Source organism: Mucilaginibacter sp. GW821-FHT07G05, assembly GCF_059418565.1.
The window spans coordinates 29,254-49,807 of sequence record NZ_JBWKQC010000002.1 but is presented as its reverse complement, the minus strand read 5'-3'; the positions used below and the strand labels follow the sequence as shown (position 1 = coordinate 49,807).

Genomic DNA, 20,554 nt, shown 5'->3' with positions numbered 1-20,554 from the left:
AGTGCATTTAATACCAACGTCAGCGCACGCGTGTCGCGTGTGCCTCTACCCCTCCCCCGCGTAAGGGATAGAAGTGGATACCGGCCATGCGCCTAAGGCCTTGTGCGCGTATGAACGTATAGCCCGACCCGCAGGGGTACGCCCATGTATATTCCGTAATTCTTTTTCGGTAAACAACCCATAGTTTTATCATTCCTCCCGCTATATTTGACCAACTAACAACTATACCATGAAACAAGGACTACTGATTGATATGGACGGCGTTATTTACAGCGGCGAAGAAATGATTTACGGCGCTGATAAATTTATAGCTCACCTTTTAAAAGAAGATATACCGTTCACCTTCATGACTAATAACAGCCAACGGACTACCCTCGAAGCTGTGCGCAAACTCAAACGACTGGGCATTACTGTAGAAACCAAACATGTTTATACCAGCGCCATGGCCACCGGCAAGTTCCTGGGCGACCAAAGCCCCAACAGCACCGCTTACGTTTTAGGCGAGGGCGGTTTGCTTACCAGCTTGCACGAAAACGGTATTACCCTGGTAGACTCCGACCCTGAATTTGTGGTATTAGGCGAAGGTCGCAACTTTACGCTCGAAATGGTGCAACGCGCTATAGACATGATACTTTCGGGCGCTAAATTCATCACCACCAACCGCGACCCTTCCCCAAAAAAACCGGGATGGAACAACCTCGGCATTGCTGCTACCACAGCCATGATTGAGGAAGCTACCGGTAAAAAAGCCTTTGTAACAGGTAAGCCAAGTCCGGTTATGATGCGTTCGGCAAGGAAATTCTTAGGCCTGGAAACCGCCGAAACCACCGTAATTGGCGACACCATGGAAACCGATATACAGGGCGGCGTACAAATGGGCTACAAAACCATACTGGTGCTATCGGGCATTACCGCCCAAAGTCAGCTTGGCGATTACGCCTTTAAACCCGACATGGTGGTAGGCTCGGTAGATAAGATACAGTTTCCGTTGAAGTGGTGGTAGATTAGCAATGCCGGCTTACCAAAATACTTGCGCTCATTTGTAATGAGTGCTTAATCTGGGTCAGCGATTGTATCGCCACATGGGCATTATAAATGCCCACCCACGTTAAGCACTGATCGCAGATCAGCGCAAGTGGTAACTTGATAATAGCTTTCATAAAAAGCGTGGGTCAATGTGCGCTTCCCCTCCCTGAGAGTATAGCCGTCAACTCACCCGGTCCACGCTTCGCTGGACCACCCTCTCTGCTTCGCAAAGAGGGTAAAAAAAGCAAAGCCCCTCTTTCCGCTTGCGGAGAGACGGGTGACGAGCGAAGCGAAGTCGGGGTGAGTTGATATAGCCCGTTTAAGCACATATTCCCCTACTTATCATCCACAAACACCCTTTTCACTGCTTCGAGGTAGCCGTAGCCGTATACGTTATCGGGTTGCAGGTAGCTGGTTTCGGTCCACTCGTTCCAACTGTTGAGGGTAATGAGGGGGGCTTGTTTAGGGTGCGCGTCGGCGTAGGCTTTGGCTGAACGCAGGGCTTTTTCAAAGTTTGCAGGCGTGTTGTTCTTCACCACGGCGCTACTCCCCGTACGCGGACTGTTATCCCAACCGACACTAATGTGCGGGTAATACGTTAGTTCAAAAGTGGTATCAATACGGGCCCATTCCTTTTTAACGCCTTCCATAATGTTCATATAATCATCGTTCACGTTTACAAAATGCGCGAACTGGTAGTGGGTGGCGCTGGTAAATCCAAGCTTTTTAACAAAGGCGTTCTCCGGGTTTTTAGTCTTGCTGCCATCAAACCCACTATAATTTACATTGATAGACCACATGGTGAGTTGCAGATCGAGCCCCGGGAAGCCTGCCTTTTTGGTTTCGTTCTTAAACCATTTCAGCGCGTCAACCGCCTGCTCTACGCCGCCAAGTCCGTCGATCAGTTGCGGCAAATCGTATATCATAAACACGGGCTTACCATCAATTTTATAGTATTGCGGCCGCTTAAAATACTTTTCAATATTGCGTTTACAGATCTTTTCAAATTCGGCACGACTTACCTTGCCTGCCCAAATCACATTGTTTTCGTTGTATTTATTGAGGCGGGTATCCCAGGTGTTCACCACATCGTGGTTGGCCCACATCAGGTAAAACTTCATCTGGTCAACATTGTCGGCCTTTAAAAAACCGTTGTCTAAGGTAGTCTCCATAAACGGGCGGCCATCGTACCAGTACCAGTCAAAAATAAATACGTTTACGCCATGCTTAACCGCCTGGTTAATCTCCATCGACATTACAGCCGGATCGGCCTCGTTCACCGTTCCCCATAGCGGTTTGCGGTTCCAGTAATGGCCGGGATAACGCTCTTGCATATTAGTTACGGTTTCCCACTCGCCAATACCCGATGGCCAAAACGGTCGCAGGCGAGGGTCGCCGGTGGCGTAGGCCGGGTACAAAAATGCCGCTACATCATAATGCTGTTTCGGCTGCGTTTTTTTAGCCTGCCCCATGGCCGTATAACAGCAAAACAGCGCAAGTATGGCAAGCGGTAAATTCAATATCTTTTTAGGTTTCATGAGCGCGATTGGTTTATAACCTTCAAACCTACTTGTTTTTCGCGGTTAACCTTCCTGTACTTTCATGCCGCTATTAAGTAAATACTATTGGGCCGATGAAACTCTCCGTTATTTTTTATAACTATGTATATGATGTTACCTGCTACTATAAATGAAGTACTTAGCAGCCTTGATGCTATAATTGCCGATTGCAGGCAGCGGAACAGCCGTGTAGGTTATTTCGCGGTACTGTACCGGCAAATGACCCTGGCCGTTAAAAACGGCATGACCAATAAAGCGTTTGAGGATGCCGCCCGCATGGAAAAGTTTGATGTAATATTTGCCAACCGCTACATCAGTGCCTGGGATGCTTACAGAAACAAGAAACCGTGCAGCAACTCCTGGTGTGCCGCTTTTGACGCCTGCGATACCGGTAACCTCATTGTACTGCAACACCTGTTACTGGGCATCAATACCCACATCAACCTCGATCTATCAATAGCCGCGGCCGAATGCTGCCCCGGCGATAGCATCAAGGGGTTGGAGAAAGATTTTAATAAAATAAACGAGGTGATCGCCGTACTCAGCAATAACATTCAGGAAAAGCTGAGCCAGATTTGGTTTCCGCTGCGTTTACTTACCAAAATAAGCAACAAACGGGAAGAGGCGGTTCTTAACTTCAGTATATCCGCAGCCCGCAAAGCCGCCTGGGCAAATGCCCTGCTGCTTGCTTATGAGGATGCCCATACCAAAACCCAGCATATTAAGCTGATTGACGATAACGTGCTGCTGATTGCTCAACGCGTTATAAAACCAGGCTTTTTTGTAAGCTTTTTACTAAAGCCCGTGCTAATAATGGAAAGCAAAGATGTAAAAGGCCTTATTGATGTTTTACAGAAAGAAGATGCGAAAGCAGCGTTAACAATCTGATATTTAACAAAAAGTTAAATTGCTTTCAAACCCTTGCAAAATAATATGCCATAAATACCATTTAGGCCCTTTGTCATTTAAATGATACCATATTTAACATACATAAATGATTTAATTTGATATACTTGTGGCACCAAACCAGCCACAATTAAATGAAACTTAATCAAGCACTCGTTTTAGTATCACTATTTATTTCATTACCGTTTACCTTACTGGCCCAGTCAGATCTTCCCGATAGCTCAAAACTTGTTAAATTACGTATAGACCCTGTTAACGCCATGGGCGCGGCCGTATCCGATGTATTCAGCGAGGTTGAGTTTATCCCCCTCGAAACCACTAAGGAAAGCCTTTTCGGCAATATTGACAATTTACAGCTCGTTGAAAACCACTTTGTGTTTTTTGATTATGACACCCGTTCTGTATATATTTTCACTAACCAGGGTAAATTCAGGGCCAAGATAGATGCCAAGAAGGTACCGCAGGAAAGCACTAAAAAAGAGGAAAACAACTTTTGGGGCTTTGTGGTAGAAAAACTCGACGGCACCGAGCGTGTTACCGTACGTACCAGGAAAAGCACACTGTTTTTTGACCTTGACGGTAAAGTGATAAAAAAGATCTCTAACGACGACGAGGAGCGCAAGAAGAACGTACCTAAAACCTATTTCGGGGCAGGTGGCGCGCATGTTGAAACCTATCACCTCGAAAAAAGGGATAAAGATTCTGTATACTACGAAATTGTAACCTATAACGGCGATAAACAAACAGGCAAATACTTCGGCTTTTCGCCCAATAAGTTTAATGAGGATGGTGTAATTTCAAATGGCGCAGGCGTATATGATTATGGTGCAGCTAAAGAATTGTTCTACATACGTGCACACGATTATACCATTTACATGGCTACGCCCGATAAGCTGTATATGGCCTACCGTTTTATTTTCCCGATGAGCCTTAGCTTGCCTGTCGATTTTTTAACCGCCCCCGAGTACAAGAACAAGCGGTTCGAGTACCTGCAAAAAAACGATAAAAAGATATTTGCCATAGGCAATTCATACCTCATTGGCGATAACCTGTTTTTTAAAACCCACCAGTGGGAATATAACCAATCGCAAAAAAATGCACTTGTTTATAATTTGAAAAATGGCAGGCTACTGTCGCTTGTCGACCTGCAACCCGATACCCTGTCGCAATTTTTACCGGTAACAGATGCCGGTTTGGGTTACGATTTCAGGCAGCGGGGTTTTCAGTTATACAAAGGCGGTTATTTTTATACCAGCTATTCATCGTTGGTATTATTTAACGTAAAAGACCAAAACGCCGATAAACAACGCACTTATAACCCGCTTTTAACACAGCTTTTTAAAGAAGGCAGCCGCAAAAGCAATCCTATCATAGTTAAGCTTAAACCTAAAACCAACTAAACCTTATGCGCCTTATTTATACCATGATCGTTAGCATTATTTTGCTAACGGGCTATCAGCACACGTATGGGCAAACCAAAGCCCTGCTACCGGGTAGCGCGAAGGGGGCACTGAAAGATACTGCCCGCAATTATATTTTACGTACCGCCACCGTATCCATTTACAATGCTAAAGACACTACCCTGCTAAACTACCAGCTCACCAATGGGTCTGCCGAGTTCAATATTAATAACCTGCCGCTTGATGTACCCCTTAAACTGGAAGTAAGTTATACCGGTTATGCCCTGCTCGAAAAGTCCTTTACCATACCTGCCGCTACTAAGGTTTTTGATTTTAAGACCATCTTTATGCAGATGCGCGATATTACACTGGAGGAAGTGAAGATCCGTGTGCCGCCTATTTCCATGAATGGTGATACGCTCGAAATAAACCCCTCGGCCTTTAAGCTCGACTCAAACGCGGTGATTGAAGATGTACTGCGCCGTACCCCGGGCGTGCAGCTATGGGGCGATGGCGTTATTACCGTTAACGGCCGCGAAATAAAGAATGTGTATGTAGATGGCAAGCCCTTTTTTGGCGGCAATGCCAAAGTAGCGCTTCAAAACCTACCCAACCAGGCTATTCAAAAAGTACAGGTATATCGCGAAGCAAACGAAAAGAACCTGCTCGACTCTACCCTTACCATGAACCTGAAACTGAAAAAGGCCAAAAAGTTCGGCATGTTCGGTAAGATCAGCGGAGGCTATGGTACTGATAAACGGTACGAGGGGGATGCCAGCTTAAATATATACACCTCCAAAATGCAGATAGGCATTGTGGGGGCCAGCAACAATATCAATAAAACGGCTTTCAGCACCGATAGGCTTATTCAAAATTCAACCTTTAAGGGCGTGGGTGCCAATGTTGATTACCAGCCCGATTTCAGGGCGACGGGTATCACCAAACCAACATCGGGCGGTGTTACCTTTAAGTACGATTTTTATGAAGACCCCAAATGGGATAACAAGAACAGCCTAAGTGCAGATTACTTTGTACAGCACCGCGATTTTGAAAATACAACCGTAAGCAAAACCCAAAGCACTATAGGTGCTGCCGACCAGCTATACAGCGAATTTCAGAACACCAATATTCAAACCAATAACGATCAAAAATTCAATAGCCGTTACGAGCTGAACACAAAAAAGGGAACGCTTAACCTTACACAATCTTTCACAACGGGTAACAGTACATCAACCGGCCGCTCATTAACCAACTCCCTGAACAACAACATGGATATGGTGAGCAGCAACGGGTCTGAAAATACTAACAATTCAGACTATAAAACATTCAATTTTAACGCCAATTACCAGCGCCGTAACTATACTTACCCGCGCAAAGGGTTCCCGCTGTTTAATGATATGAGCGCTAATTATGAATTTGCCCTGAGCGACAGGAATAATGAAAGCGGTAACCTCAGCGATTTCCGGTCGTTTATTAATCCGGCATCAAACCGTAAAATAAACCGGCAGTATGATAATGCGGTAAACGATGTAACCCACAGGCTAAGGTTAGAGTTTCCGGGAGTGGATGATATAATTAAGGAGGATGGTTTCAGAAACATTGATGTTACGCTGGCCAACAACCTGCGCATAAATACCAATAAAAATAATAACAACGTAACCGATTTAGATACCCTTACCAACCGCTTTGTTGATAACGGCTATTTAAGTAATAACCTAAAGACGGATTTTGTTGAAGAAATGCCCGAACTAAGGATACAGCGTTCGTTTTACAAGGGCCTGTCAAACCGGTTTAACAAAAGCCTTAACATAACCGTTGGCGCGGTGCAAAACTTTACCACCCAAAAAACCACCTCGCTTAAAGATTTTCAAAACATCAGCCGTTCTTACAGCCGCTTTTTGCCAAAGGCATCCATCAGCGCTTATGATAACCAGTACGGCGAGTATTACCGCAATTTAAGCCTGAGCTATGACAATAGCATTCAAATACCGCAAATATGGCAACTGGCGCCTTTAACCGATAGTACCAACGTTTATAACCTGGTACGCGGCAATCTTAACCTTAAAGAAGCCAGGACGCAAAGCTTGTCTGTTAACTTTAGCCACAACGATCAAAAAACTAAGAACGCTTTTTATCTTAACGCCAGTGTAAGCGCGTCAATTACTAATGATGCTATTGTTGATAGCGTACAAATAGATAATCAAAACCGCCGCGAGGTATACTACACCAATGTTAACGGCCAAAAAAATGTGTATGGCTATATAGGTATTAACAAAGCCTTCAACTTAAAAGCAGGGCAGTTGCAACTGCGCTTTTCGTCGAACATTAATTTCCGTAAATCGCCCGATTATATTAACGGGGCGCTCAATACCTCCAACTCAACTAATAGTAACAACAACCTGCAAATATTTTACTCTTATAAAGACAAGCTATCTATAGAGGCCGGTACCGGCTATTCGCCATCAAGCTCAAGGCAGGTATTATTCAATACCAAATACAGCAGTAAGAACTACAATAATACTTTTAGTGGCAGTTACAATGTTACTAAGCGCTTTAACCTGAGCAGTAATATCATATTCAACAAAAACACCTCATCGAGCAACGTAAATGTGAACTTCACCATCTGGAACGCCAGCGCCACCTACCGCATGCTGAAGGGCAATAATGCCGAAATCAGACTATCCGCGCTCGATCTGTTGCATCAAAATACCAATATCATCAACTATACCGGCTCTAACAGCCTCACCACCGGCACCCAAACCGTGCTGAAACAATACTTTATGGCTACGCTATCGTACTACCCGCGCATGTTTGGGGTGAAGGGTAAGTAGTTCTGTTAGATGCAAGAGTTAAGAGTCAGGAATCAAGACAAGAGGCGATAATTTGCAGATTGGAGTAGAAAGACAGACTTACGAAGTTTTAAAAACTTCGTAAGTCTTGGTTGTACATCATGTTTTAGTCGAGATACCTTATTGTCTGTCGCTCGCAATCATCTTGTCTCCTGATTCTTTAACCTTGCTTCTAATCTAAGGGCGTATCCCTACGGGTCGGGCTATACGTTCATACGCGCACAAGGCATTATGCGCTTGGCCGGTATCCACTTCTATCCCTTACGCGAGGATAGTTGGATGAGGCACACGCGGCACGCGTGCGCCAGCGGGAGGTTAAAACAACATATTTGTTTGTATAAGCAATAGAATTATCTGTAAAAAACCTTTTCTAAAGCCCATGTAATTAACCGGATAATGTAAAAGCTTGCAAACAATACCATATATAAAACAGAAACAGTATATAGATCATTCTGAACCTTTGAGTGTATACTACCTGTTACTACGGCCTGGTAATTAATAGCACAGTTAATAAAAGCAAACAATGCTAACGCATGTATACCAAAACTTATAATCCTTATCTTTTTGTTTGTTCTTGCTAATTTTTCGTGTCTTTCGGCCTCCCTGCGTGTATCATATTGGTTTTTTTCTTTATCTATATTGTTTTGTATAGCAAAGTTAATATACACCCATTGATCATCGTTTTGCAAGTTAAACTCTTTATACCGGGCCAAAAATGCTAATATATCATCGGTTAATTTATTGGCATCGCCCTCTGCGTTCATCCATAATCCATCTGTCAAATACCCAATATCATACTCTTCAGCAGGTGTAAGCAAATCTATAAAACTATTCTGCTCCATTATATTGATAGCGGCATATGTAGCAATGTCACCGTTTAACAGCTTATTATATAGCAGGCCTAATACAACCCTTACTGTTATAATACTATCGGTAACAGGCAATGCGTTAAGAACGTTAAGCACCCCATTAACGTCACTGCTAAGCGAGAGTTCAATAAAGAAATTATCGGCATCGTTTCTTGATAAAATAATTTCATTCGCCCATGCGATGACTGTTTCCTTGCTAATCAAACTGTATATCAGCGCCATTCGATATACACTCAACAGCGTCATAAACTCCTTGGGATTGAGGTGATAATCCCGATCTGCTTTAATTTCGGTATGCCAATCGTACAAACCACCATCAAAGAAAACACCGCCATCTAAAAACCTGCCAATAAATTGGGCAAGCGAATTGGTTAAAACCAGTTTATTATTCAAATCATGGTAAACTATACGGTAATCATTGTGGTTTTCCGCATTTACTTCCAATTGCCAGCTATCAATATAAATCATGTATTCGGCAATTTCGAACAGTGTATTTTTATCTTCGTAGCGGGCAACGATATCTGCTAACGAAATCATGTTAAAGATATCCTCAATAGTTTCAAAACCGTCGGTAAACCTATAAAACTGTTTAAAATCGTCGGGCATTGTTATGCCGTAAGTCAATTCCACTGCCTGTATCAATGCTTCATCGGCACCCCTATGAAGTGTTAGCCCAAGTTTACCATCGTAAGTTTGCAGTCGTTGTATTATCCGGGTTATTGACATGTATAATGTGATAAAGCATTGCTAAGATAATTATTTACAACAACAAGCGAGCGCAGTCCCTGTGCTGGCGCACGCGTGTCGCGTGTGCCCCGATCTAATTACCGTATTGTTTAGAAGCAAGAATTGAGAATCAGGATACAAGAAGAGAGAAGTAATACATTAGAGTCAAGAGTTGAGAATCAGGACACAAGAGATACATTTGAGACAGACGCTTTAGGATGCAGGAAAAGTGTTGGAGAAAAGCGTAATACAAAAAACGTATGCCAATAACATAGACTATACAGATCAACCAAAACTGGCTATTACTTCGTGGTTTCTATAGGCAACAGGGGCATTTCATCATGTTAACCAATTTAGAATAACCCACCAATTACCACCCAATAAAAAAGGCTTAAAAAATAAAATCCCCAGAGCACTCGCTGCCTGGGGATTTCAACCTAAACCTTATCACATAATGTATTAAGAATACATTGCTTCAAAGGTAAGCAATTGTATTTACAAATAAGAAATAAAAAACAATTCCTTTAGGTTGTAAAGCATTTAATATGTTATTAGTCAGACAAATGCCCATTTTTGGCTTTAAACCATATCATCCATATTTTTTGATATTAAATTAGAAAAACAGATATTAAATCGTTTATTTGAAAAACGATTTACCTGAATGAGAAAGCCAATTTTAACCACTGCCCTATTGGTGGTATTTTCATTTTTTACCGCCCGTGCGCAAGATTATGTAAAGTATGTGAACACCTTGCAGGGTACACATTCCGACTTTGGCTTGTCGTACGGCAGCACCTACCCTACCGTTGGTTTGCCATTTGCCGAGCATTTTTATTCGCCCCAAACCAACAAAAACGGCGAGGGCTGGAAGTATCAGTACCAAGCGGGCGAAATACGCGGCTTTCAGCAGGTGCACCAGTGTAGCCCCTGGATGGGCGACTATGCCGTATTTTCGTTAATGCCGGTTGAAGGCCCCCTAAAGGTTACCGACGACGACCGTGCCGCCTCATTTAAACATGCTAACGAAACTGCCAAGCCCAGCTATTACAAGGTAAAGTTTGATAACGGCATTACCACCGGTGTTACCGTTACCGAACGCGGCGCGCACATGCGCTTCGCCTTTACCGGCACAAAGGATAGCTATATTGTTTTTGATGGCTATAAGGGCAATTGCGAACTACAGATCATCCCCGAAGAACGCAAGATCATCGGTTTTGTAACCAACGGCACATTCATCCCCAAAAACTTTAAAAACCACTTTGTTATACAATTCGATAAACCTTTCACCGCTTACGGTACATGGCAAAAGCAAGGCGGCGTAATCACCAAAGGCGCTAAAACCAATAAGGGCACGGCTGTAGGCGCATACATTCAGTTTAAAAAAGGTGCCGTGGTGGAGGCTAAAATGGCTTCGTCATACATCAGCCCCGAGCAAGCGCAGCTTACCTTTACCCGCGAACTGGGCAAGTTCAAAAACTTTAACGAAACGGAGGCCGCAGCCACCAAGGTATGGAACACGCTGCTGGGCCGCGTAGCGGTTGAGGGTAGTACAGAGGAGGACAAGGCGACTTTTTATTCGTGCCTGTTCAGGGCTAACCTGTTTTCGCGCAAGTTTTATGATTTGGATAAGGATGGCAAGCCTTACTATTATAGTCCGTATGATGAAAAGGTGCATAGCGGCTACATGTATACTGATAACGGCTTTTGGGATACCTTTAGGGCGCAGTTCCCGCTGAGTAACATTTTACACCCCGAAATGCAGGGCCGGTATATGCAGAGCCTGATCGACGCGCAGCAGCAGTTCGGCTTTTTCCCTACGTGGTCAAACCCGGGCATGTCGGGCGTAATGGTGGGTAACCATGCCATTTCGCTGCTGGCTGATGCTTGGGCAAAGGGCATCCGTACGTTCGACCCGAAACAAGCCCTGGCTGGCTACCTGCACGAGGCTACCAATAAAGGCCCCTGGGGAGGTTCAAACGGCCGCGAAGGGTGGAAGGATTATTTCACGCTGGGCTATGTACCCAAAGGTGAGGTATACGAATACGGCGCCAAAACACTCGAATATGCTTACGACGATTTTTGCGCCTACGCGTTGGCCAAGGCTACGGGCGATACTTTTTACCAGGAGATATTTGCCCGCCAGATGTATAACTACAAAAACCTGTACGACCCATCGATAGGTTTTATGCGCGGCAAGCTGCCTAATGGCGAATGGCTCCCTAATTTCGACCCGATTGAATGGGGAGGCCCCTTTACCGAGGGTAATTCGTGGCAGTATAGCTGGTCGGTATTTCAGGATATAAACGGACTGGTTGATCTGATGGGCGGCGACCAAAAGGTAGCAACCAAGCTGGATACCTTTTTTACCACCAACAGCAACTTTAAGGTGGGCACTTACGGCCAGCAAATACACGAAATGACGGAAATGCAGCTGGGTAAAATGGGCCAGTACGCCCACGGCAACGAGCCCGATATGCATGTGCCCTACCTGTACAACTACGTAGGCCAGCCCTGGAAAACCCAATACCGTGTAAGGCAAATTATGGATAAGCTGTATAATGCAGGGCCTAAAGGTTTCCCGGGTGATGAAGACCAGGGGCAGATGTCGTCGTGGTATGTGATCAGCGCGTTGGGCTTGTACAGTGTTTGCCCCGGTACCGATGAGTACGTGATAGGCAGCCCGGTATTTAACAAAGCGACCATTACCTTAGAGAACGGCAAAAAATTCACCATTGTGGCCAATAACAACAGCAAGAGCAATGTTTACATCCAGTCGGCCACACTGAACGGCAAGGACTACAACCATAATTTTATCACTTATAACGATATTATTAACGGCGGTACGCTGGTGCTGCAAATGAGTGATAAACCTAACGAGCAACGAGGCATTGAAGTGGCAGATAAGCCGTTCTCGCTGTCGGCAAAAGCAAAGTAAATAAGGGGTGTCTTGTTTCTTTTTATTTAATCTACTTGCGCTGATCTGAGATTAGTGCTTAATATGGGCGGGCATTTGTAATGCCGGTGGCGATGCAATCGCCAACCCAGATTAAGCACTCATTATAAATGAGCGCAAGTTAAAACATTGGTTGAATCAATATTTCGCCTATTTCTTCACCCGGACAGGTTTGATTCCCTCGTGTGTAGGAATGGTTTGTTTGATAGTACCATCGGCATTAAACTCCAGCTTATCAATACAAACTTCGCGATTATAGCCTGCCGCCTGCCCCATGTGAATACCATTAGGGTAAGCAAAGCGATGGTAAATAATATACCAATCATCAGTACCCGATACTTGTATGGTAGAGTTATGGCCGGTGGCGTAAATACCTGCGGCCTTATCTTTAGCTATCACGAGGTTATTTGCAGGCACCGTTATTTTCCCTAACGGGGATGTGGCAGTGCCATAGCGCACCCGGTAGTTTTCGCTGCGGGTATCATCTTCGCTCCACATAAAGTAATAGGTTCCTTTGCGGTACAACACGTGCGTGCCTTCCCTAAAGGTATCATCGGGCGTTAGTATGGTAGTGGTTTCCGTTTTTAGGGATACCATATCGTCGTTCAGTTCGGCACCGGCCATGTAGCCGTTACCCCAATAGAGGTAGCTTTTACCTGTTTTAGGATCGGTAAACACATCGGGGTCAATCACCTGCCCGCCTTTACCCTCGGGGTTCTTATCAATCAGCGGCTTACCGAGGTCAACAAAAGGCCCGGTTGGATTATCGGCCACGGCTACCCCTATTTTTTGCGCCGCTGTGAAATAGTAAAAATATTTGTACTTACCGTTTATCTTCTTCTCTACAATGCAAGGCGCCCAAGCATTACGTTTGCCCCAACTTACATCTTTCGGTAAATCGAGTATTACGCCTTCGTCTTTCCAGTTAACCAAATCTGCCGATGAAAAGGTTTTGAAATAGGTACCTGCCCAGTTGGTAAAACCATCGCTGGTTGGGTAAATGTAGAACTTGCCGGTCTTCTCCGCATACAAAATATCCGGATCGGCATAGTAACCATCCAGTACCGGGTTGTGCACTTCCCTGGCTGTTACTTCATATTGTTGTGCCGCCTGCCCTTTTATGGCGATGGTATACTTAACCGAGCCTGTTGTAAAATTAGCGGCTTTAGGGGTGATGCTTATCTCCGGGAACTGTATAAATTGCGGATCGAACGACCGTAACGCTGTACCCGGCTTAACCGGCAGGTAGAGCTTTTTGCCCGCGGTATCAAAAACAACATTCTGCTTTTTAATGGCGTTGGCGTTTGCCCAGGTAATGGCATCATCGGCCACGCCCCACTTTTCTGTAAGGCGAGCCATCTCGGCAGCAGTAATCGGCATAACCGTACCATGGCGCGGGTGAAAGTTCATGGATACGTTTTGGTCAACCACCGCGAAATTCTTCAGGTCGGTAGTTTTGGTAAACTGGTAGCGGCCTTTGGTATACACATCGTACATTAAAATGTATCCTTCGCCATTGTTCAGCTTAAAAACCCCTGCGCCTTCAACCGGGTCGGTGGTTTGCTGCACGTATTTATCCTGTAATACATAGCCCTCGGTCAGCTTATCTGATACGGCAACCTTTATACCGGCACCTGAACCTTCTGTTTTAAAGAAGAGGTGATACTTACCATCCTTTAAAATAATATCGCCATCAATACAAGCACCGTTAGTCGGGCTGATGAAGAGTTGTTTCGGCGTAGTCTCCAGGTCGGTAAAATCGGCATTGGCGTAGGCATAATAAATCTTATCCGGGTCGTCGCCATTTTTTAGGGAGAAATAAACCATGTATTTACCTGCCTTATCATCATAAATAGTTTGCGGAGCCCATACACGCAGCAGATTATCGTTCCCCGGAAACCTTTTTTGAATGTTGACAATGGCCGATGTCCAGTTGATCAAATCGGTTGATTTTAATAGCACCATAGCCCGGTTGGAGTTCCAGCCTTTGCCGGATACCATATCCGTAGCTACCATGTAAAATGTTTTGCCATCGGCGCCGCGCAAAATATGCGGATCGCGCACGCCGCCTGTAGAGCTTATCTTTTCTGAACTCACCACAGGCTTATCGCCGTTCAAGGCCCTGTAATTATAGCCATCGTTACTTAAAGCAAAGCGGATCGATTCATCGGCCTTATCGTTACCGGTAAAGTAGGTGAACAAATAGCCGGTATATTTTTGTGCCGACGGCTGCTTTTGCGCGTTAGTAAAAAGCGGCGCCAAAAGCACCAGCAATGCCGGTAAAGTACATTTCTTTATAGAGAAACTCATTAAATTGTATTTTCGTTTTAATTGATCAAGTTTATCAAACGTTGCAATATCCGCCAATTTATCAATAAGCATGGGGGACAAATATGTAAATCAACAGGGGTTAATTAACCATTCGGCATGTGCACCCCTTTTTTTCTTAATTCGGTATACGATCGGTTTTAATTACCCAAACTGAAACTGCTTTTATCGTTCAGGCTCCAGCTATCTTTCCAGGCAATACTTATATCATCGCCTTTAAAGGTAATGGGCAGCCATAAATACCGGCCATCAATGGCGTTATCGGGCACCCATTTATCGGCCATAAATATAAAGGCGTCCTTTTTACCTGCTATAGGCAGTACATGGGTACTTTGCCCGCCAAAGGTGATCTCTTTTTTAGGCCCCTCGCAAGGATTGCCATGATATTCCCACGGGCCAAAAATGGACTTAGCCGTGAACCATCGTGCCGCGTTAGGCGCCCAGCCGGTACAGCCCGAACCAATCATATAATAAATGCCGTTCCGCTTAAAAAGCGCCGGGGCTTCGGTTTGTTTGCCAATAAATACGCGGGAGTATTTGCCGGTATGGCCTGTATAGTCGGCAGTAAGCTCGGCTACATGCAGGGTATAATTTTCTTCGGATGAGAATACGTGGTAGGCCTTGCCATCGTCGTCAACAAAAACGGTCATGTCGCGTGCCATTTGTCCGCCATCCAAGTCACGGCAAAAAAACTTGTCGTTATCTGCTACGGCAGCACAGTTTACTTTTTCAGTTTCGGGCGTGCCTTGCGGATAGAAAGGCATTTTGCCCGCATTGGGGCGGTAGCTTTTTATAAACCGGTACGGGCCGGTTACCTTATCGCTCACAGCAACAGCTGCACGGGCCGCGCTGTAGCCCTTACCTTTCAGCTCCAGGTGGAACCACATTACATACTTTTTGGTCTTTTTGTTGTACACTACCTTAGGGCGTTCCAGTACACAGCCTTTCACAATATCGCTCTGCGGATCATCTGACATGGCCAGCGCTATGCCTTCATCCTTCCAGTTATACAGATCGGCAGATGAATAGCAATGCACGCCAACCATAGAGGTATTACCGGCCGAGCCTTCAACCTTGTGCTCACCAAACCAATAGTACAGTCCGTTTTTATAGAGGATGCCGCCGCCATGCGCGTTAATGGCTACGCCCTTATTATCGTACCATACGGTACCGGGTTTAAATTCGCTGATAGCATTTCCGGTTTGCGCCGAGGCTTGTTGCAGCGTGGCGGTGGCCAGTAATATGATTAGTAACAGGTGGGTTTTTATTTTGCTCATTTTTATGCGTTCATTGCAGGCTGAAGCATGCTGTATAGTTTTGAATTAAAGAATGTTGTGTGGCAATAAAATCTAAAAAACTTGTCATTGCGAGGTACGAAGCAATCTCGTAGCTCTTTAAGTATGCTCTGTACAACTACGGGATTGCTTCGTCGTTCCTCCTCGCAATGACAATTGTTTCCTTTTTTTTAAAACTCTTAGTACAAGCAAGTTTAGATAATAAGTGTATTTATTACCACCATTTTTTTATCAAGATTATAAACTATATTAACTAATAAGCGGCATTATCGGCTCAAACAGGCCGAAAACCAATCATTAGGAAGCAACACAACCCCGCTACCTGCTTTTTTTAAGACCGGGATTTAGGGAGAGTTTCTTTGAAAAAAGATCCCGGTATTTTTTGATATAATCTGATGGGTTAAGTCCGAACAATTGAAAAAACTGTGCCCTAAAATACTTAATATCCTTAAAGCCCACAATGGCCGCTACCTCGTTTACATTATGGGTAGTGTTGATGAACAGTTCGGCGGCATGCCTTAAGCGTACATACTTTACAAATATGTTTGGCGACAGGCTGGATACCGCCTTTATCTTTTTAAAAAGGTTGGAGCGGCTCATGTTTATTTCTTTGGCCAGCTCATCAATAGTGAAATCGTCATCATCTAAACGGTTTTCTATAATGGTGATGCACCTGTCAATAAACAGCTTTTCCTCTTCGGATATCTTTACGTTCTGCTCGTTAAGCGTTACTTTTTTGTAAAAGTAGTTTTGCAGATTGTTACGATTATTGAGCAAAGTAGCTATACGGGCCGTTAGCAGGTCCTTATCAAAAGGCTTGGTAAAATAATCGTCGGCACCGCCTTTAATGCCGCTTAGTTTGATAGCTGCCGATGAGTTGGCCGTGATCAAAATAAGCGGAATATGTGTCAGGGAAGGGTTCTCGCGGATGTCCTTACACAGTTCGAGCCCGTCCTTTCCATCCATCATAATATCGCTGATAATAATATCGGGGATATACTCTTTAGCCTTTTGCACGCCCTCGTTACCGTCAGATGCTTCGATAATAATAAACTGATCTTTAAATATCTGGCTGATGTATGCACGCATATCGGGATGGTCGTCGATAACCAGCATTGTTTTTTGGGCAGATACCATTTGCCCGGTCAGCTCGGGTGATGTATCATTAGTCCTTACCACATTATTTTGCACCTCTGCTCCGTCTGGTTTAGCTAAACGATCAATATTATTCAATACCAGCTCCTGCTCGCCTGCCAGTTCGGTTAAAAGGACGCATTCATCATCAACCTCGGCGGCTACAGGCAGCCCCTCAAAGTGCGACATGCCCAGCCTGAAATTCAGGTAAAAGGTTGTCCCGGCCTCCGCGCTGCTTTTATAATTTATCTCAGCTTTATGCAATTGTACAAACTGGTGCACCAGATACAAACCGATACCAAAACCCGCTTTCTGTGCCGATTCCTGGCCTGGCGAACGGTAAAACTTTTCGAACAAATGATCGCCCACCTCGGGCGCAATGCCTGTACCGTTATCGTAAACGGATACTTCGATACGCTCCGCCGATTCAGTTAGTTTAAACACGATCTTGCCATCGGTCTTTGTAAACTTAAACGCGTTTGATAGCAGGTTATACAGTATCACCTCCAGCTTGGCTTTATCGCCGTAAATAAATATAGCCTCGCTGTCGGCCTCAAATTCGTACTGTATATGTTTGTTACGGGCCTGGTAAACAAAATTTTCATAAGTTAATTTGCACAGCGCGTAAAAGTTGATGCGGCTCAGGTGCAGATCGGTACCATCATTTTCGGTTTTATTGAAGAGCAATAACTGATCAATAAGGCTAAGCAGGCGGCGGGCGTTACGGTAAACTATATCAAGCTCGGCGTTGGTTTGCCGGTTCACCCTCGCCAGCACTTCCTGCAACGGGTTAATAATGAGCATCAGCGGCGTACGGAACTCGTGCGACACATGGGTAAAAAAGGAGGTCTTTCGTAAATTCAGTTCGTGTTCTTTTTCGCTGTTTATCCGTTCTATCTTGATTTGATATTTAAGCTTAGCCTGGTTGGTTTTGTACCTGATGAACGCGAAGATCATCCCTACCCCGGCGCTAACATACAGCAAATATGCCCACCAGCTCCGGAACCATGGCGGCAAAATAATGAGCTTCAGCGTGGTTTCCTTCGTGCTCCATTTCCCTAAGGCATTGGTGCTGCGTACATGTAACCGGTAATTGCCTTCGGGGATGTTATTGTAGTTGATGGTGCGCTGGTTACCTGCCTGTATCCAGTTTTTATCCCAACCTTCGAGGTAATAAGCATACTTGATATGATCGTGCGATGAATACTCTAACCCGGCAAACGAAAATGACAGCACCGCCTCGTTATAAGGCACCCTTAACCCTACAATATTGCGTGCGCCGTTATTATTTACAATGGTATTGGCATCGCTTATTTTTTTATTGTTAACGTTGATATTGGTAAACGCAACGGCAGGCATATAATTACGGGTGACAATACTATCCGGATAAAAAATGTTAAAGCCATTAATACCGCCAAAAGCCAGTTCGCCCGAGATTAAAGGCAGGGCCGCGCCGAAAGAGAACTGGTTGCTTTGCAGGCCATCCCCTTCGTAATAACTAACCATACTTTGATCGCGATAATTGAAACTCGTGAGCCCCTGAAAGGTACTCAGCCATAACTTACCCGATTCATCTTCGAGAATACTCAATACAGCATTATTGGATAATCCTTCGGTATGGGTATAGCGCTTGGTTACTTTGCCGGTGTTTCTGTCAAACAGGCACAAACCCGCACCTTCTGTGCCTATCCAAAAGTTACCTGCCTTGTCTTCATGTATCGCCCGTACGGGTTTATCTAACCTATAATAGGCATGGGCTTTTTTAAGGGTATCCAGCTTGATTATGTATTCGGCGGTACCACACCATAGCTGACCTTTACGGTCTTCATAAAACGTGTAAGGGTCGCTAATGCGTTGATCGAAAACGGTAAACTTTTGCAGTTGCCTGTCAAACTTATATAAGGTGCCATCAGAGAATGTGCCTGCCCAAAGGTTGTCGCAGCTATCGCGATATAATAATGAAACATCTTTATCTGTTTTGCGGGTTGATGGATTGTAACAATCAAAATGTTCAAACGACCGGCTTTGGGCATTATAACGGTTAATACCGCCGGCAAATGTGCCTATCCATACTTTATTCAGCTGATCTTTTACCAGGCAGGTAACCACATTACTGCTTAGCGAACCTGCATCAGCGGCATTGTGTACAAAATTGGTAAAGTGGTTGCTCTTCCTGTTCCACAGCGATAGACCGCCGTCTTCCGTACCTATAAAAAGGGCATTCTCATCAAGTTCGCAAAAAGAAGACACATAGTTGTTTACCAAACTATTGCTATTCCCTTTTTCGTGGCTAATGGTATGGAAATATTTTTTTTGGGCATCGATAATGTTAATGCCCGACCGTAATGTAGCTATCCAGATTCGCGATTCATTATCCTGGTAAAGATCCATCACCGCCTTACTCCCTAACGACCATTCGTTTTCGCCGGGTTTAACATAGCTGAAGGTGTTTGTGGCCTGGTTCAAAATGCTCATGCCGTCGCCATCGGTACCTATATAAAGCTCGTGTTTGTTACCTGCCAGCAAACTGATCACATTATTGCCCGAAAGCTGCCCCGGTCCGGCATGGTAATCGGCTACTATTTTTTTATGGGGGATACCATATTTGATCAGCCCGTTAAAAGTAGCCATCCATATATTGTGCTCGCTATCGGCAGCAATCGTATTAACCGTTTTTATCGAAGCATCAAACAGCCTGATCTTACCCGTGGTATAATCATAATAGCACAAGCCGATATCAAAAAGGAACATCCATACCCGCTTATCGCCATCAATGCTTATACCCTGGCAGGTATAATCGCGCAGGTTAATATCGGCCTTTTGGTAAGGCAGTTCAATACATACATCGCTGTTAAAGGGTTTTATGAACATCCCCGAACTATTGGTACCGATAAACAGGTTGCCCTTATCATCGCTTTTAATTTGGGTGATACTACGTTGCAGTTTATACTTTTTACGCGTTACGTAGTCAATGTAATACGCCCACCTGAAGTTGCCCGAAACCGGGTCTAATATACTTAAGCCCTGCCCGGTGCCTATCCAAATATTCTGACGGCTATCTTCGCCAATGGCGTAAATGTAATTGTGCTGCAGCGATGTGGTATCGTTAAATTTATTGCGGAACACCTTAAAATCGTACCCATCATAGCGGTTGAGACCATCAAAAGTACCAAACCACATAAAGCCCTTCTTATCCTTAAAAATGCAACGTACCGAATTATTGGATAAGCCCTCTTTTATGGATAACCTACTGATCAAAAACTGGTTTTGCGCGTGAACAGCTACCGGCAGGCAGCTATTTATAAGTGTAAAAAACACAATAATTCGGCAAAAATACAGCATACTTACTTAGGGCTTATACGGCAATTAATAGTTGAGCGTAAGAGGACAATTGGCTTTAACAGCTAATATACACCATTTATTTAAGCCGCATCTTTTAATAAATATAATTTATCAGGTATACCTTTTTGCATTAACCAGCCCGAACGGTGTTAAATTAACAGTTTATC

At 44.4% G+C, this 20,554-nt stretch carries 10 protein-coding genes; 5 read left to right on the top strand and 5 right to left on the bottom strand.

Annotated features, from left to right (window positions below):
* The first annotated feature begins 229 nt into the window (after positions 1–229).
* Positions 230–1,003 (top strand): HAD-IIA family hydrolase, encoded by a 774-nt coding sequence (locus AC07NA_RS04590; protein WP_345210427.1) that lies wholly within the window; start codon positions 230–232, stop codon positions 1,001–1,003.
* Between the two features lie 358 nt (positions 1,004–1,361).
* Here the strand turns inward: AC07NA_RS04590 and AC07NA_RS04585 are convergent, their stop codons facing one another.
* Positions 1,362–2,564, bottom strand: a complete 1,203-nt coding sequence (locus AC07NA_RS04585) for a glycosyltransferase WbsX family protein (RefSeq protein ID WP_494896063.1) — start codon at positions 2,562–2,564, stop codon at positions 1,362–1,364.
* A 129-nt stretch (positions 2,565–2,693) separates the two neighbouring features.
* On the opposite strand from AC07NA_RS04585, the gene AC07NA_RS04580 reads away from it, so the two are divergent.
* The 3 genes from AC07NA_RS04580 (at position 2,694) to AC07NA_RS04570 (ending at position 7,722) form a co-directional block, all read left to right on the top strand.
* Positions 2,694–3,473 (top strand): DUF5995 family protein, encoded by a 780-nt coding sequence (locus tag AC07NA_RS04580; protein WP_494896061.1) that lies wholly within the window; start codon positions 2,694–2,696, stop codon positions 3,471–3,473.
* A gap of 152 nt (positions 3,474–3,625) precedes the next feature.
* Entirely contained in the window at positions 3,626–4,891 is a 1,266-nt protein-coding gene (locus AC07NA_RS04575; RefSeq protein ID WP_494896059.1) for a DUF4934 domain-containing protein, read from the top strand.
* Positions 4,892–4,896: 5 nt separating this feature from the next.
* A complete protein-coding gene (locus AC07NA_RS04570; protein WP_494896057.1) occupies positions 4,897–7,722 on the top strand; it encodes an outer membrane beta-barrel protein in 2,826 nt (941 codons plus the stop codon).
* Positions 7,723–8,090: 368 nt separating this feature from the next.
* Here the strand turns inward: AC07NA_RS04570 and AC07NA_RS04565 are convergent, their stop codons facing one another.
* Positions 8,091–9,335: an SMI1/KNR4 family protein gene (locus tag AC07NA_RS04565; RefSeq protein WP_494896055.1), complete on the bottom strand. Its 1,245-nt coding sequence runs from the start codon at positions 9,333–9,335 to the stop codon at positions 8,091–8,093.
* A gap of 661 nt (positions 9,336–9,996) precedes the next feature.
* On the opposite strand from AC07NA_RS04565, the gene AC07NA_RS04560 reads away from it, so the two are divergent.
* Positions 9,997–12,270 (top strand): GH92 family glycosyl hydrolase, encoded by a 2,274-nt coding sequence (locus AC07NA_RS04560; protein WP_494896053.1) that lies wholly within the window; start codon positions 9,997–9,999, stop codon positions 12,268–12,270.
* Positions 12,271–12,438: 168 nt separating this feature from the next.
* Here the strand turns inward: AC07NA_RS04560 and AC07NA_RS04555 are convergent, their stop codons facing one another.
* The 3 genes from AC07NA_RS04555 to AC07NA_RS04545 form a co-directional block, all read right to left on the bottom strand.
* Entirely contained in the window at positions 12,439–14,598 is a 2,160-nt protein-coding gene (locus tag AC07NA_RS04555; protein ID WP_494896051.1) for a glycoside hydrolase family 43 protein, read from the bottom strand.
* Positions 14,599–14,756: 158 nt separating this feature from the next.
* Positions 14,757–15,893, bottom strand: coding sequence for a glycoside hydrolase family 43 protein (locus AC07NA_RS04550; protein ID WP_494896049.1), 1,137 nt, complete (start codon positions 15,891–15,893; stop codon positions 14,757–14,759).
* Between the two features lie 336 nt (positions 15,894–16,229).
* The gene (locus AC07NA_RS04545) at positions 16,230–20,363 is read right to left on the bottom strand and encodes a hybrid sensor histidine kinase/response regulator (protein WP_494896047.1); all 4,134 of its coding nucleotides are present in this window, start codon (positions 20,361–20,363) and stop codon (positions 16,230–16,232) included.
* Between the last annotated feature and the right edge of the window lie 191 nt (positions 20,364–20,554).